The sequence below is a fragment of the Agromyces zhanjiangensis genome, from assembly GCF_040496055.1.
Taxonomy (GTDB): domain Bacteria; phylum Actinomycetota; class Actinomycetes; order Actinomycetales; family Microbacteriaceae; genus Agromyces; species Agromyces zhanjiangensis.
The window spans coordinates 43816-57676 of record NZ_JBEPKB010000002.1 but is presented as its reverse complement, the minus strand read 5'-3'; the positions used below and the strand labels follow the sequence as shown (position 1 = coordinate 57676).

General features: G+C 72.1%; 20 protein-coding genes. 11 read left to right on the top strand and 9 right to left on the bottom strand.

Translation table 11 applies throughout. The annotated features are described in order from the left end of the window. Positions 1 to 65: 65 nt before the first annotated feature. The 5 genes from ABME02_RS03480 to ABME02_RS03460 form a co-directional block, all read right to left on the bottom strand. Entirely contained in the window at positions 66 to 620 is a 555-nt protein-coding gene (locus ABME02_RS03480; protein WP_353813897.1) for a MerR family transcriptional regulator, read from the bottom strand. 111 nt (positions 621 to 731) lie between these two features. Further along, positions 732 to 1424, bottom strand: a complete 693-nt coding sequence (gene ftsR / locus ABME02_RS03475; RefSeq protein WP_353813896.1) for a transcriptional regulator FtsR — start codon at positions 1422 to 1424, stop codon at positions 732 to 734. Beyond that, positions 1421 to 1921 (bottom strand): FHA domain-containing protein, encoded by a 501-nt coding sequence (locus tag ABME02_RS03470; RefSeq protein WP_436408235.1) that lies wholly within the window; start codon positions 1919 to 1921, stop codon positions 1421 to 1423. Before ABME02_RS03470 ends, ftsR begins: the two co-directional genes overlap by 4 nt. A gap of 17 nt (positions 1922 to 1938) precedes the next feature. Continuing rightward, complete coding sequence (locus ABME02_RS03465; protein ID WP_353813895.1) at positions 1939 to 2559, bottom strand: CDP-alcohol phosphatidyltransferase family protein; 621 nt, start codon at positions 2557 to 2559, stop codon at positions 1939 to 1941. Between the two features lie 9 nt (positions 2560 to 2568). Then, the gene (locus ABME02_RS03460; protein ID WP_353813894.1) at positions 2569 to 3036 is read right to left on the bottom strand and encodes an NUDIX domain-containing protein; all 468 of its coding nucleotides are present in this window, start codon (positions 3034 to 3036) and stop codon (positions 2569 to 2571) included. 159 nt (positions 3037 to 3195) lie between these two features. Between ABME02_RS03460 and idi the strand changes: the two genes are divergently transcribed. Genes idi through ABME02_RS03415 form a run of 9 tightly spaced genes read left to right on the top strand, consistent with a single transcriptional unit; the run spans position 3196 to position 9615 of the window. After that, positions 3196 to 3738: an isopentenyl-diphosphate Delta-isomerase gene (gene idi, locus ABME02_RS03455; RefSeq protein WP_353813893.1), complete on the top strand. Its 543-nt coding sequence runs from the start codon at positions 3196 to 3198 to the stop codon at positions 3736 to 3738. Continuing rightward, entirely contained in the window at positions 3731 to 4777 is a 1047-nt protein-coding gene (locus ABME02_RS03450) for a polyprenyl synthetase family protein (protein ID WP_353813892.1), read from the top strand. Before idi ends, ABME02_RS03450 begins: the two co-directional genes overlap by 8 nt. Beyond that, on the top strand, positions 4774 to 5679 hold the full coding sequence (locus tag ABME02_RS03445) for a phytoene/squalene synthase family protein (protein WP_353813891.1): 906 nt from the start codon (positions 4774 to 4776) through the stop codon (positions 5677 to 5679). Before ABME02_RS03450 ends, ABME02_RS03445 begins: the two co-directional genes overlap by 4 nt. Then, on the top strand, positions 5676 to 7292 hold the full coding sequence (gene crtI / locus ABME02_RS03440) for a phytoene desaturase family protein (protein WP_353813890.1): 1617 nt from the start codon (positions 5676 to 5678) through the stop codon (positions 7290 to 7292). Before ABME02_RS03445 ends, crtI begins: the two co-directional genes overlap by 4 nt. Further along, positions 7289 to 7645 carry a lycopene cyclase domain-containing protein gene (locus ABME02_RS03435; RefSeq protein WP_353813889.1) on the top strand — a complete coding sequence of 119 codons (357 nt, stop codon included), beginning with the start codon at positions 7289 to 7291 and terminating at the stop codon, positions 7643 to 7645. The genes crtI and ABME02_RS03435 overlap by 4 nt, the downstream gene beginning before the upstream one ends. Continuing rightward, positions 7642 to 7977: a lycopene cyclase domain-containing protein gene (locus ABME02_RS03430; protein ID WP_353813888.1), complete on the top strand. Its 336-nt coding sequence runs from the start codon at positions 7642 to 7644 to the stop codon at positions 7975 to 7977. The genes ABME02_RS03435 and ABME02_RS03430 overlap by 4 nt, the downstream gene beginning before the upstream one ends. Further along, positions 7974 to 8876: a prenyltransferase gene (locus tag ABME02_RS03425; RefSeq protein ID WP_353813887.1), complete on the top strand. Its 903-nt coding sequence runs from the start codon at positions 7974 to 7976 to the stop codon at positions 8874 to 8876. The genes ABME02_RS03430 and ABME02_RS03425 overlap by 4 nt, the downstream gene beginning before the upstream one ends. 40 nt (positions 8877 to 8916) lie before the next feature. Continuing rightward, complete coding sequence (locus tag ABME02_RS03420) at positions 8917 to 9288, top strand: RNA-binding S4 domain-containing protein (RefSeq protein ID WP_353813886.1); 372 nt, start codon at positions 8917 to 8919, stop codon at positions 9286 to 9288. 36 nt (positions 9289 to 9324) lie between these two features. Continuing rightward, entirely contained in the window at positions 9325 to 9615 is a 291-nt protein-coding gene (locus tag ABME02_RS03415) for a GNAT family N-acetyltransferase (protein ID WP_353813885.1), read from the top strand. Positions 9616 to 9660: 45 nt separating this feature from the next. Here ABME02_RS03415 and ABME02_RS03410 read toward each other — a convergent pair whose 3' ends face one another. After that, complete coding sequence (locus ABME02_RS03410; protein WP_353813883.1) at positions 9661 to 10518, bottom strand: aggregation-promoting factor C-terminal-like domain-containing protein; 858 nt, start codon at positions 10516 to 10518, stop codon at positions 9661 to 9663. A 171-nt stretch (positions 10519 to 10689) separates the two neighbouring features. On the opposite strand from ABME02_RS03410, the gene ABME02_RS03405 reads away from it, so the two are divergent. Next, a complete protein-coding gene (locus ABME02_RS03405) occupies positions 10690 to 11094 on the top strand; it encodes a YchJ family protein (protein WP_353813881.1) in 405 nt (134 codons plus the stop codon). Positions 11095 to 11281: 187 nt separating this feature from the next. Then, positions 11282 to 11926 carry a GTP pyrophosphokinase gene (locus ABME02_RS03400; RefSeq protein ID WP_436408239.1) on the top strand — a complete coding sequence of 215 codons (645 nt, stop codon included), beginning with the start codon at positions 11282 to 11284 and terminating at the stop codon, positions 11924 to 11926. 3 nt (positions 11927 to 11929) lie between these two features. On the opposite strand, the gene ligD is transcribed toward ABME02_RS03400, so the two are convergent. The 3 genes from ligD to ABME02_RS03385 are packed head-to-tail and all read right to left on the bottom strand — an operon-like array spanning position 11930 to position 13837. Further along, on the bottom strand, positions 11930 to 12958 hold the full coding sequence (gene ligD / locus ABME02_RS03395; protein ID WP_353813880.1) for a non-homologous end-joining DNA ligase: 1029 nt from the start codon (positions 12956 to 12958) through the stop codon (positions 11930 to 11932). A gap of 32 nt (positions 12959 to 12990) precedes the next feature. After that, positions 12991 to 13269: a DUF2277 domain-containing protein gene (locus ABME02_RS03390; RefSeq protein ID WP_353813879.1), complete on the bottom strand. Its 279-nt coding sequence runs from the start codon at positions 13267 to 13269 to the stop codon at positions 12991 to 12993. Between the two features lie 10 nt (positions 13270 to 13279). Next, on the bottom strand, positions 13280 to 13837 hold the full coding sequence (locus tag ABME02_RS03385) for a nitroreductase family deazaflavin-dependent oxidoreductase (RefSeq protein ID WP_353813878.1): 558 nt from the start codon (positions 13835 to 13837) through the stop codon (positions 13280 to 13282). Positions 13838 to 13861 lie beyond the last annotated feature (24 nt).

Sequence of the window (13861 nt, the reverse complement as noted above, 5' to 3'; positions counted from 1 at the left end):
CATCCGCGGCCGGCACGCGGCATCGAACCGACGGATCCGAGACGACGGAACGAGCTCGGGCCGAGTCAGGAGATCCTGCGGGATGCGCGTGCGCGTCGCGCAGCCAGCTCGTCGACTTGTTCGACCTGCTGCGTGTCGAGCTCGACGAGCGTGGACTCGACCTCTCGCAGGACCTTGCCGACGGCGATGCCGAAGACCCCCTGGCCGCGATTGACCAGGTCGATGACCTCGTCGTCGGAAGTGCACAGGTACACGCTCGCGCCGTCGCTCATGAGCGTCGTCTGCGCGAGGTCGTCGATACCCGCTTCGCGGAGCTGGGTCACGGCGACCCGGATCTGCTGCAGCGAGATGCCGGTGTCGAGCAGCCGCTTCACGAGCTTCAGCACGAGGATGTCTCGGAATCCGTAGAGCCGCTGCGAGCCCGAGCCGGCAGCGCCGCGCACCGTGGGCTCCACGAGTTGGGTGCGGGCCCAGTAGTCGAGCTGTCGATAGCTGATTCCCGCGGCCCGGGCGGCGACCGCGCCTCGATAGCCGGTGCCGTCGTCGTGCTCGGGGAGGCCGTCGGTGAAGAGCAGTCCGAGGTCGTAGCGTGTTCCTTCGCTCCGATCGAGCTCGCTCATCCCGTCGCCCCTCTACTCTCGTCGTCGCCGCGGCGGCGCGGAGTCAACGCTACCCACGCCGACCATCCGAGTCGAGGACATCGGGCCGAACGTCACGGCGTGTCGTCCCGCTCAGTGCACGTGGCGATCGAGGACGTCGCGGATCACCGCGGCGTGCACGGTCGCGAGCCGGTCGCCGAGTTCCCTGGCGCGTTCGGCGCTCCGAGCCCTGCCGGCCGGATCGGGTCGGCGCTCGGGCGCGATCGCACGTTCGACGAGTTCGGCTTGGCGCTCGGCGGCAGCGCGGAGTCCGCGCAGGTGACGCGGCTCGATGCCGCTCGCTCGCAGCGCGGCCAGCGCCGTGAGCAGGTCCCTCTCCGCCGGTCCGTACACCTCGGCAGGGCGGATGAGCGATGCGCTGATGGCCTCGTCGAGCAGCGGCGCGCCTGCGCCGGTCTCGCGGAGGAGGTCCTCGCGGGAGTACCGGGCGGCGGTCGCCCGGAACGCGGCCGCGTCCACGACACCCGGCAGCGCGGGCGTGCGACCGGCATCGATCTCGTCGAGGCGCGCCCGGATCACCTTCAGCGGAAGGTAGTGATCACGCTGCATCGAGAGCACGACGGTGATCCGCTCGATGTCGGCCGCCGAGAACTTGCGGTACCCGGCCGCTGTTCGGGCCGGGGCGACGAGTCCCTGTTCCTCGAGGAAACGCAGCTTCGACGGGGTCAGTTCCGGGAACTCCGGTTGGAGCTTCGCCAGGACCTGGCCGATGCCGAGCAGTGGTGGGGCGTGAGTCGGACGCCGCGCCGCGGCGCCCTCGCTCACCCGGTGCCCGTCGACGCGAGGTCGTGTCGCGAAGCGTAGAACGTGAGGCGGTACTTGCCGATCTGCACCTCGGCGCCGTCGCTCAGCAGCGCCGTCTCGATCCGGATGCCGTCGAAGTAGGTGCCGTTCAGCGAGTTCAGGTCGCGGACCTCGAACGCCGTGCCGTGCCGGACGAACTCGGCGTGCTTGCGCGACACGGTGACGTCGTCGAGGAAGATGTCGGCGTCGGGATGCCGTCCGACCGAGGTGACCTCGGTATCGAGGAGGAACCGGGCGCCGACGTTCGGGCCTCGGCGGACGATGAGCAGGGCCGAGGCCGACGGCAACGCCGCGATGGCCTCCTGCTCGGCCGCGCTCACGTCGGCGTCGAGCGCGCTCAGCTGCGCTGCAGCCTCACGGCTGAACCCCATCGTCGTGTCGTTCGGCTGACCGACGCGATGCGCCGACGTCTCAGCCGACGGCTCGCGCTCCCCGCCGTTCGCACCGGTCTGGGTCATGTCGGAATCCGCCACCGCTAACCTCCCGGCTCAAGCGTATCGGATGCCGGTGGCCCGGACACCCGCGTCTCGCGGACGACACGCGCGGTCTCGATCGCGTAGATGACGCCCGCCCACCAGTACAGGAACGCACCCCAGATCGTGACCGCCCATCCGAAGGGCTCGCTCACGGGCTGGAGGACGGGGAACGCCAGCCCGAGCATGATGATGGGCAGCCCGGTGAAGAGCGCGAACGTCGCCGCCTTGCCGAGCTGGTGGACGGGGAGCGGACCGTACCCGTGGTTCGCGAGTACGACGCCCAGCACCACGAGGAAGAGGTCGCGGGCCACGATGACCACGACGATCCACCACGGCACGAGGTCGTTGGCGGCCAGTCCGATGAGCGCGGCGAAGATGTACAGGCGGTCGGCAGCGGGATCGAGCAGCTGGCCGAGACGCGTCACCTGGCCGAGGCGACGCGCGAGGTACCCGTCGAGGAGGTCGCTGAGGCTCGCGACGATGAGCACCACGAGCGCCGGGACGTAGTCGCCGAGGACGACGAGGACGAGGAAGACCGGCACGAGCAGCAGCCTGAGCATGCTCAGGACGTTGGGCAGCGTCCAGATCCGATCCGACACCCCCGTGCTCTTCTCGGCCACGCTCCGATCCTAGCGAGCGGCAGGGTCGTGGAGCCGGTCGCGCAACGCCGGCCAGGCCTCGGCGAATCGCGGATGCAGCGGCAGCCCCTCGACGGCGAGGATCGGCGTCCAGCGCAGGGCGATGCTCTCGGGATCGGCCAGGCGAGGCTCGAAGCGCCGCGCGGCGTCCGCCACGACGGTGGTGTAGGACCAGAAGCCGAGGTCGAGGACGCTCTCGAACCGCGCGGTCACGACGCCCGGGGGCATGCCGGTCTCCTCGGTCGCCTCGCGCACCGCGGCGTCGAGCGCGGATTCGCCGCGATGGCGCGCGCCACCGGGGATGCCCCACGTGCCGCCGAAGTGGCTCCAGGCCGCTCGGTGCTGCAGCAGCACGGCCCCGCCGGGCTCGACGAGCAGCAGGCCGGCCGCCCCGTACCGGCCCCAGTACCGCGCGCCATCGGGCCCCTCGGCCCATCCGTCCCCGCTCTCGCCCGTCACCCGTCAAGCATGACGCACGATGTCCGTGCGCGGCATCCGCCGCACACCCGAGACGTGCCGGTCCAACTTTCGGTTGTTCCGCCCGACTCGCGGCCGCTGCTAGCTTCGGGGACACGAACCCCAGGTTCGGCGCATCGCCCAACGGACGAGGAGGCCACCATGAACCACACGACCGAGACCGTCGAGGACGAGGTGGTCCTGCTCGACGAGTCGGGCACGCCCATCGGCCGCGCTCCGAAGAGCGCTGCGCACGGACCCGACACGGCGCTGCACCTCGCGTTCTCGTGCCATATCGTCAACCCCATCGGCGAGGTGCTCGTCACCCGTCGCGCCGTGACGAAGCAGACCTGGGCCGGCGTCTGGACGAACTCGTTCTGCGGTCACCCGAAGCCGGCCGAGCCGCTGATCCACGCCGTGCGCCGCCGCGCGGACTTCGAGCTCGGGCTCGAGCTCGACACCGTCGAGCTGGCACTCCCCCTGTTCCGCTACCGTGCCACCGACGCCAACGGGATCGTCGAGAACGAGGTGTGCCCCGTGTACGTCGCGACCGCCGCAGGCGAGCCCGACCCGAACCCGCGCGAGGTGGCGGAGTACCGCTGGGTCGACCCGCGCGCGCTCGCCACCGCTGTGGGGGCGGCACCGTGGGCCTTCAGCCCTTGGCTCGTGCTGCAGGCGAAGGAGCTGGAGCTGTTCCGTGCCTGAACTGCTCGACTCCGCCATCGACGAGGAGCTCCGCCGGTTCTTCGCCGACGCGCGGGATCGGGCCGGAGCGTACGGGAGCCACTACACGGCGCTCTGGGAGTCGATCGAGCAGCAGAGCTCCGGCGGCAAGCGCGTCCGACCGCGCCTGGTGTGGGCCGCGTACCGCGGCTTCGGCGGCACGGACCGTGCGCTCGTCACGCACGTGGCCCTCGCGTTCGAACTGCTCCACACCGCGTTCCTGATCCACGACGACCTGATCGATCGCGACACCGTCCGCCGAGGTGCTCCGAACGTCGCCGGCCGTTTCGCGGCGCGAGCGGAGGCGCACGGCGGCGACGCACGCACGGGCGAGGTGTGGGCGGCGACCGCCGCCGTGCTCGCCGGCGACCTCGCGCTCAGCCGCGCCCATCGCGAACTCGCGATGCTGCCGGTCGATCGGGCGTGCCGCGAATCGCTGCTCGACATCCTGGACCGCGCGGTGTTCGTCTCGGCCGCAGGGGAACTCGCCGACGTCGTCTCGACGCTCGACGGATCCGCGCCGGCGCTCGACGGCGTGCTCGCGACGCTCGAGCAGAAGACCGCCGTCTACTCGTTCGAGGCGCCGCTCGCCGCCGGCGCCGTGCTGGCCGGTGCTCCGGAGGCCGCGGTGGCGGCGCTCTGCCGCTTCGGTCGGCTCGCCGGGGTCGCGTTCCAGATCGTCGACGACGTGCTCGGGGTCTTCGGCGATCCGGTGGTCACCGGCAAGTCGGCGTCGGCCGACCTGCGGGAGGGCAAGCGGACAGCGCTGATCGCCCATGCCGCGACCACGTCGTCGTGGCCCTTCATCCGGGCCCGCCTCGGTGACCCGTCGCTCGACGACGAGTCGGCCGAGGGGCTCCGCGACGAGCTCCGCGCGTGCGGCGCACTCGACGCGGCACTGGCCCTCGCCCACGAGCACGTCACGCTCGCCCGCTACGAACTCGACGCCGCCGACCTGCCGCCGGCGCTCCGCGCCGAGCTCGGCGAGTTCGCCCAGCGCGCGACGGAGCGGGTGCGATGAGCCGGCGGCACGACCCCTCGCTCCTCGAGCGATACGCCGATGCGGCCGAGGCGAGCTCGGCGACGGTCATCGCCCGCTACTCGACCTCGTTCGGTGCGGCCGCCCGGCTCCTCGAACCGGAGTCCCGGCGACGCATCAGGTCGGTGTATGCGCTCGTCCGGGTCGCGGACGAGGTCGTGGACGGTGCCGCGGCCGAGGCCGGGCTCACCCTGGGCGAGCAGCTCGAGGTCCTGGACGGACTCGAGGCGGAGACGGAGCGGGCGATGGCGTGCGGGTACTCCGCGAACCTCGTGGTGCACGCGTTCGCGCAGGTCGCTCGCGAGACGGGCTTCGGGACCGAGCTCACGCGCCCCTTCTTCGCCTCGATGCGCCGCGACCTCGATCCCGCCCCGTTCGCGCCGGATGAGATCGGACCGTACATCCACGGCTCCGCCGAGGTCGTCGGTCTGATGTGCCTGGCGACCTTCCTCGCAGCCGGTGCGCACGGCGGCGCCGAGGCGGTCGACCCCGATCGACGGGAACGCCTCGTGCGGGGCGCGATCCACCTCGGCGCGGCGTTCCAGAAGATCAACTTCCTGCGGGACCTCGCGGTCGACTGGCGGACCCTCGGCAGGAACTACTTCCCGGGCGTCGACCCGGACGCCTTCACCGAGGCCGACAAGACGGCGATCCTCGACGACATCGACCGCGACCTCGCGATCGCCGCGACCGCGCTCCCCGACCTGCCGAGACGCGCGCGGAGCGCGGTCGCGGCGGCCCACGGCCTGTTCGCGAGCCTGTCGGCGCGATGCCGCGCCACGCCCGCCGCCGAGATCATCGCGACGCGCATCCGCGTCCCGGACGGCGAGAAGCTCGCGATCGCCGTCCGCTCAGCGCTCACCACCGGAGGGAATCGACGATGATCGGGGAATCCGAGCGGATCGTAGTGATCGGGGGCGGGATCGCGGGCCTCGCGACCTCGGCGCTCCTCGCCAGGGACGGCCACCGCGTCACGCTCCTGGAGGCGCGCGACGTCCTGGGCGGTCGCGCCGGCAGCTGGTCGAGTCGCGGGTTCCGCTTCGACACGGGGCCGTCCTGGTACCTGATGCCCGAGGTCTTCGACCACTTCTTCCGCCTGTTCGGAACCAGCGCCGCGGCAGAACTCGACCTCGTGCAGCTCGATCCCGGCTACCGGGTCTGGGCCGACGGCCATGACGAACCGCTCGACGTGCAGACCACGCGCGCGGAGAACGTCGCGCTGTTCGAGTCCATCGAGCCCGGGGCGGGTGCCGCGCTCGAGCGCTACCTCGACTCGGCGGCGTCCGCCTACGACATCGCCCGACGACGGTTCCTGTACACCAACTTCGACGACCCCCGGTCCCTCCTCTCCGGCGAGGTCCTCCGGCAGTCGCGGCGGTTCGCGTCGCTCCTCTCGACGCCGCTCGAGCGGTTCACCGCCCGCGCCGTGCACGACCGCCGCCTTCGGCAGGTGCTCGGCTACCCGGCGGTGTTCCTCGGCTCGTCGCCCGATGCGACGCCCGCGCTGTACCACCTGATGAGCCACATGGACCTGGAGCAGGGCGTGTTCTACCCGCGCGGCGGGTTCGCCGAGCTCATCGAGCGCATCGCCGCGATCGCCGTGGCGGCCGGCGTCGACATCATCACCGGTGCGCGCGTCGAGTCGATCGAGCTGACGTCGGGCGGCGCCCGTCCCGCGGTCGCGGGCGCCCGCTTCCGGTCGGCATCCGGTCGCGTCGTCGTCGCACCGGCGCACCGCATCGTCTCGGCGGCCGACCTGCACCACACGGAGACCGAGCTGCTCCCCCGGTTCGCGCAGACGTACCCGGAGGCCTGGTGGCGCCGCCGCAACCCCGGCCCGGGCGCAGTGCTCGCCATGCTCGGCATCCGCGGGCAGGTGCCCGGCCTCGCCCACCACACGCTCTTCTTCACCGAGGACTGGCACGCGAACTTCGGCGCGATCTTCGGATCCGATCCCCACGTTCCCGACCCCGCGTCGTTCTACGCCTGCATGCCCAGTGCGACGGACGCCTCGGTGGCGCCCTCCGGCGACACCAACCTGTTCCTGCTGGTCCCGGTGCCCGCCGACACCGCGATCGGCCGCGGTGGCGAGGACGGCACCGGCGACCGACTCGTCGAGGAGACCGCGGACCGCGCCATCCGTCGGATCGCCGAGGTCACGGGTGCCGGCGACCTGACGGACCGCATCGTCGTGCGCCGCACGGTCGGACCGTCGGACTTCGCAGCGGACCTCAACTCGTGGCAGGGCGGCGCGCTGGGGCCCGCGCACACGCTCCGACAGTCCGCCTTCCTCCGCGGCACGAACCGGTCGCGGCGGGTGGACGGGTTGTACTACGCCGGCGGGTCGACCGTTCCGGGGATCGGCCTGCCGATGTGCCTGATCAGCGCCGAGAACGTGCTGAAGCGGGTGCGGGGCGACCGGTCGCCCGGGCCCATCGCCGAACCCGCGGGCGCGACCGAGCACGAACCCGCCGACCCGAGCACGACCGTCGCATGACGGGGTTCGCCTACCTCGCGGGCCTCCTCGTCGTCCTCGGATGCATGGCGCTCATCGACGCCCGCTGGCGGCTCGTGTTCTGGCGCGCGCCGCTCCGTGCCGCGGCGACCGTCGCGCTGGGCGTCGCGTTCTTCCTGGTGTGGGACGCGGCGGGCATCGTCACCGGCGTGTTCTTCCGCGGCGCATCCTCGATCGTGACCGGGATCGAGCTCGCGCCCGAACTGCCCCTCGAAGAACCGGTGTTCCTGACCTTCCTCTGCTACCTCACGCTCGTGCTGGTGCTCGGCGGCGAGCGCCTCCTCGCGGCGCGCGACCGCCGGGCCTCGGCGCCCGAACGGGAGGGCCTCCGTTGACGTACCTGCTGATCAGCCTGCCGTTCCTCGCCGTCGCCGCGATCGCGGCCTGGGCGGTGCGCCCACGGGGACGCACGGCCTCACGTCACCGCGCGATCGCCACCGGGATCGCGGCCGTCGTGCTGTTCGTCCTCACGGCCGTCTTCGACTCCCTGATCGTCGGCACGGGCATCGTCGCGTACGACGATGCGCATCGATCGGGCCTGGCCGTCGGCCTCGCTCCGATCGAGGACTTCCTGTACCCGCTCGCCGGCGTACTGCTCCTGCCGGCGATCTGGAGCCTCATCGGTCGCGTGCGCCCCGACGGCGGCGCCGAGGGGACGGGCGGATGAGCGCCGCACAGCCCCGCGGCGGGTTCAGGCACCGCGCCGGGCAGGTCCTGCTCTCGTCACGGCCGATCAGCTGGATCAACACCGCGTTCCCGTTCGCGGCCGCGTACGTGCTGACGACGGGACGCGTCGACGCGCTCCTCGTCGTCGGCACGCTCTTCTTCCTCGTGCCGTACAACCTGCTCATGTACGGCGTCAACGACGTCTTCGACTACGAGTCCGACCTTCGCAACCCGAGGAAGGGCGGCGCCGAGGGGGCGCTGCTCGATCCGAGCCTCCATCGCACGGTCGTGTGGGCTGGCATCGCGACCGCTGCGCCGCTCGTGGCGGTCATGCTCTGGCTCGGCGTGACCGACGAACCCTGGTCGTGGGTCGTGCTCGCGATCAGCCTGTTCGCGGTCTTCGCCTACTCGGTGCCGGGACTCCGCTTCAAGGAGCGCCCGGTGCTCGATTCCGTCACCTCGAGCACGCACTTCGCGAGCCCGGCGGTGTACGGCCTCGCCGTGGCCGGTGCGGAGTTCACGTGGCCGCTCATAGCGCTGCTCGTCGCCTTCTTCTTCTGGGGGATGGCGAGCCACGCGTTCGGCGCCGTGCAGGACGTGGTCCCCGACCGGGAAGCGGGGATCGCGTCGATCGCCACGGCGTTCGGCGCGGCGACGACGGTGCGGATCGCCCTCGGACTGTGGGCGGCGGCGGGGCTCCTCATGCTCGCCACCGAGTGGCCGGGGCCGCTGGCGGCGGTGCTCGTGCTCCCCTACCTGTGGGCGGCATGGCCCTACCGTTCGGTGACGGATGCCGGATCCGGCGCCTCGAACCGGGGCTGGCGGCACTTCATCCTCATCAACTACGTCGTGGGGTTCCTCGTGACGATGCTGATGATCTGGTGGGCCCTGGTGCGATGACCCGGTGATCCGGAGCCCGCCGCCGTCCTAGGCTGGAACGATGGCGGACCTCGATGCGGCGCGCGTGGACGCGTGGCTGTGGGCGGTGCGGGTGTGCAAGACGCGCTCGGCCGCGACCGCGGCGTGCCGGGCCGGGCACGTGCGGGTGAACGGCGAGCGGGCGAAGGCGGCGCAGCCGGTGCGGCCGGGTGACGAGGTGCGCGTCCGGCTGCACGGGTTCGACCGCATCCTCATCGTCCGTCGGCCGATCGTGAAGCGCGTCTCGGCCGAGCTCGCCGCCGCGGCCGTCGACGACCGGACCCCCGCGCCATCGCCACGCGAAGCCGTGGCATCCGTTCCGTCGCGTGATCGCGGAGCGGGGCGGCCGACCAAGCGCGAACGGCGCGACCTCGATCGACTCCGCGGTCGCTGACGGGCGATGCGCCCACCCGGGCGTAGCCTTGGGCGGGTGAAGGAACTCGTCCACGAACCCGAACACCGGCGCTACGTGCTCCGCATCGACGGGCAGGTCGCCAGTGCGCTGGACTACCGAGAACTCGACGGCACCGTCGCGTTCGTGCGGACGTTCACGAATCCCCCGTACCGCGGCTGCGGCCTCGCGTCCGAACTCGTGGGGTTCGCGGTCGACGACGTGGAGGCCCGCTCCGGGCTGCGGATCGTGCCGAGCTGCTGGTACGTCGAGCAGTGGTTCGACCGGCATCCGACCCGGCGCGCCCTGCTGGACCCGCGGACGGCGTGAGCCGCCGACCCGGTCGGATCGACGGCTCACGAACGATTCGGTCGCTCAGTACCAGTTGAGGGACTGCGAGTGCCCCCATGCGGCGCACGGGCTGCCGTAGCCACGGGAGATGTAGTCGAGGCCCCACTTGATCTGGGTCGCCGCGTTGGTGCGCCAGTCGGCGCCGGCCGTCGCGAGCTTCTCGGCGGGCCAGGCCTGGACGATGCCGTAGGCGCCGCTCGAGGCGTTCACGGCCTGGTAGTTCCAACCGGACTCCTTGGTCCAGAGCTGCACGAGGCACTGGAACTCGGCCTCGCCCCAGCCGTACTGGGAGGCGGCCAGGGCTCGCGCGGTCTGCTTGGCGCCCTCCGGCGTGTTCGCGCGGGCGAGCGCCTCGGCGGCCTCGCGCTCGGCGACCTCGCGGTCGTGCGCGGTCGCGGCCTCCTCCGCCTTGCGGATCTCCGCACGGGTCGAGATCGTGAGGTCCCGGACCTCGTCGATCGGAAGCGCTTCGTAGTCGCCGAGCGTGGCGACCGACGACGCGAGCGGCTCGGCGTCGATCTTGCCCTCCACGTCCGAGAGCGTGTTCTCGGCGAGGGTCAGCGTGTCCTCCGCCTCGGCGTGGACCTTCGACTGCGCGACGCCGGCGTAGGCGCCGAGCTGCTCCGCAGCGAGGCCGGTGGACGCCGTGAGTGCGCTGGTCTCGGCGACGCGCTGCGCGGCGAGCGAGGCGTTGACGGTGAGCCCCGTCCCGGCGATCGCGCCGACGGCGACGAGCGCGCCGGCGAGGATCAGGCGGCGTCGACGGCCGACGCGGTTCCGCCGCACGACGCGGCGGGTCGCCGCCTCGGTGCGGAATGGGATGCTCCCGTCGGTGTCGGGGGTCTCGGTGGGGGCAGGCGTGATCGAGTTGGAAGACTGCATAGGCGTGGGGTGGCTCGGAACCTGGGGGTCGGTGGCCCTCCGAGCGAGGGCATGGACGGGCCCGAGCCGACGGCCCGGGCGCACGAATCCCCTACTCTGCACGGTATTCCTGAACGAATCCTCGACTTCTGCTGGGCAGACCATGACCGTCGCTGCGCCAGACTGGAACGCATGGAGCCCGACCGCACGTTCCCGAGGCCGACCGACGATGCCCGCTGCCCGTGCGGGAGCGGAAGCACCTACGGCGAATGCTGCGGTTCGCTCCTCGTCGGCCGCGCCGCGCCGACCGCGGTGCAGCTCATGCGCTCGCGCTACACCGCGTTCGTCGTCGGCGATGCCGGGTACCTGCTCGCCACGTGGCACCCGTCGACCCGGCCCGAGCGACTGGAACTCGACCCGGAGGTGCGCTGGCGCTCGCTCGAGATCGTGCGCACGGAACGCGGCGGCCCGCTCGACCGCGAGGGCGTCGTGGAGTTCGCCGCGAGGTACGCCCACGGGGACGAACGCGGCGTGCTGCGCGAGACGAGCCGATTCCTGCGCGAGGACCGCTGGCGATACCTCGACGCCGTCGAGTGATCGGGCGGCGGCCGTATCCATGGCCCGCGCATCGGTCCCGCAGAGGGAACACCGAGGTTCGCACCGTAGCGTTGGCGACGTGACGCCGCTCGACGGAACCCCGCCAGCCCGCCCCGCCCCGCAGCCGATGCTGACCGACCGGGCGCAGCGCACGCTCGACACGATCGACGGGCAGACCCTCGACGAGATGCGGGCGCTTCGCGACGAGACCGAGCGGTTCATGCAGCGCTACAAGTTCGGCATGGACGAAGTGATCACGAAGCTCTCGATCCTGCGCGAGGAGTTCAGCCAGGCCCACGCGTACAACCCGATCGAGCACATCTCGAGCCGCCTGAAGAGCCTCGACAGCGTGGTCGACAAGATGCGCCGCAAGGGCATCGGGCCCTCGTTCGACGCGATCCGGTCGACGATCACCGACATCGCCGGCGTCCGCGTGACGTGCAGCTTCGTCTCGGATGCCTACCGGATCGCCGAACTCCTCACCGCGCAGGAGGACGTGCGCGTCATCACGGTGAAGGACTACATCGCCGAGCCGAAGGCGAACGGGTACCAGAGCCTCCACCTCATCGTCGAGGTCCCGGTCTTCCTCTCGACGGGCGCCCACCCGGTCGCCGTCGAGGTGCAGATCCGCACGATCGCGATGGACTTCTGGGCGAGCCTCGAGCACAAGATCTACTACAAGTTCGATCGCCGGGTGCCCGACGAGCTGCTCGACCAGTTGACCGACGCCGCCCGCACCGCCGCCGAGCTCGACGCCCGCATGGAACGACTGCACCGCGAGGTGCACGGACCACCGTCGCCCGTACGCGGGGCCCTCGCGACCGAGGCCTGACGTTCAGTCGGCGTCGGGCTTGCGCGCACGGCTCGGCTGCACGCGCGTGGGCTCCCCCGGCATCTTCGGGAAGTCCGGCGGGAACGGCAGTTCGCCCAGCCCGTCGTCCAGGTCGCGCTGCCACCACTCGAGCAGCGTGTCGATGCGCCCGGGGGCGTCGTGCATCGCCGCCCAGGGGTCGCCGAGTTCGCGGAGCCGATCGGGCACCGTCCGCACCGTGAACGTCGCGGGCTCCGCCGCGTCGAGCTCCTCCCACTCGAGCGGGCACGACACCGCGGCGCCGGGCAGTGCGCGCGGACTGTAGGCGCCGGCCATCGTCCGGTCGCGGTTGGCCTGGTTGAAGTCGACGAAGATCCGCTCGCCGCGCTCCTCCTTCCACCACGCCGTGGTGATGCGGTCGGGCATCCGCCGCTCGAGTTCGCGCCCGAGGGCGATGACCGCGTGCCGCACGTCGAGGAACTCGTGCACCGGCTCGATCGGCGCGAAGACGTGGATGCCGCGATTGCCGGAGGTCTTGACGAACCCCGTCAGCCCGACCTCCTCGAGCAGGTCGCGCAACGCGAACGCGGCCGGGACCGCCTCGGCGAACCCGGTGCCGGGTTGCGGGTCGAGGTCGATGCGCAGTTGGTCCGGAAAGTCGGGTGCGCCGGCGCGCGAGGCCCACGGGTGGAATACGATCGTGTTCATCTGCGCCGCCCACACCGCACCGGCGGGTTCGTCGATGACGAGCTGCGGATGGCTGCGACCGCTCGGATACGTCACCATCACGTCGCGCATCCACTCCGGCGCGCCCTTCGGCGGGTTCTTCGAGAAGAACGACTCGCCGCCGATGCCGTCGCGGAAGCGCTCGAGGGAGACGGGTCGGTCGCCGTTCGCTGCGACGAACGCCTCGCCGACGGCGATGAAGTACTCGGCGAGCTCGAGCTTCGTGATGCCCGCCTCGGGCCACACCACCCGTTCGGGGCTGGAGACCCGCACGACGCGCACGCCGTGGGGTCCGTCGATCTCGAGGGTCGTCGCGTCGCGGGCCATGACGCGACGCTACCGCGCGCCCCCGACGCCGCTCACGCGCTCGCCGTGGCGTAGCGCTGGGCGGCACGAGCGCGCGCCTTCGCCGCCTCGACCTCGCGGTCCTTCGGCGGCGCCGACGTGACCAGGTGGTCGAGCAGGTGCTGCGTGACGTGCGCGACCTCCTCGACGGCCTCGTCGAACGCCGCCTGGTTCGCCTTCGAGGGGTGCGTCGAGCCGCTGACCTTCCGGACGTACTGGAGCGCGGCGGCCCGGACCTCGTCGCTCGTGGCGGCGGGCTCGAAGTTGTGGAGGGTTCGGATGTTCCTGCACATGCGGTGCAGCCTAATCCGACGCCGGCGGGCCGTCGAGGGGTCCGTCGGCGGCCGGAGCGGGGTCGCGCGGCGGCGCTGCGAGCTCGCCCACCGGGCGCAGCACGAACAGCCGCACGACGCGACCCGAGTCGCGCTCGTACCCGCGGTAGCCGGGCCACTGCGCCTCGATCCGGGACCACGCCGCGTCGCGTTCGGCCCCCCGCACGCGGCTCGCGCGCACCCTGAGCGTCCGGCCGCGCACGGTGATCCACGCGTCGGGGTGCGCCATCAGGTTGTACGTCCAGGCCGGATGGCGATCGCGAGCGAAGCTCGTGCCCGCCACGATCGCGCGCCCGTGCCCGTCGGGCGTGTACATCAGGTGCACCGATCGGGCCGCGCCCGTCCGCGCGCCGACGCTGTGCAGCACCAGCGACGGCACGAGCAGGGACGCCAGCTGCAGCCGCCCGCCGCTCAGCGCCCCGAGGACCGCCTCGAGGGGCGGGAGGAGGACCGGGGCGATGGCGCGGAACAGCCGGGTCCGCGTGATCGGCGCGACGACGGAGCGGGTGAGCTGGAGGACGGTCGGCACGCGACCAGTCTGGCGTGCGCCTCG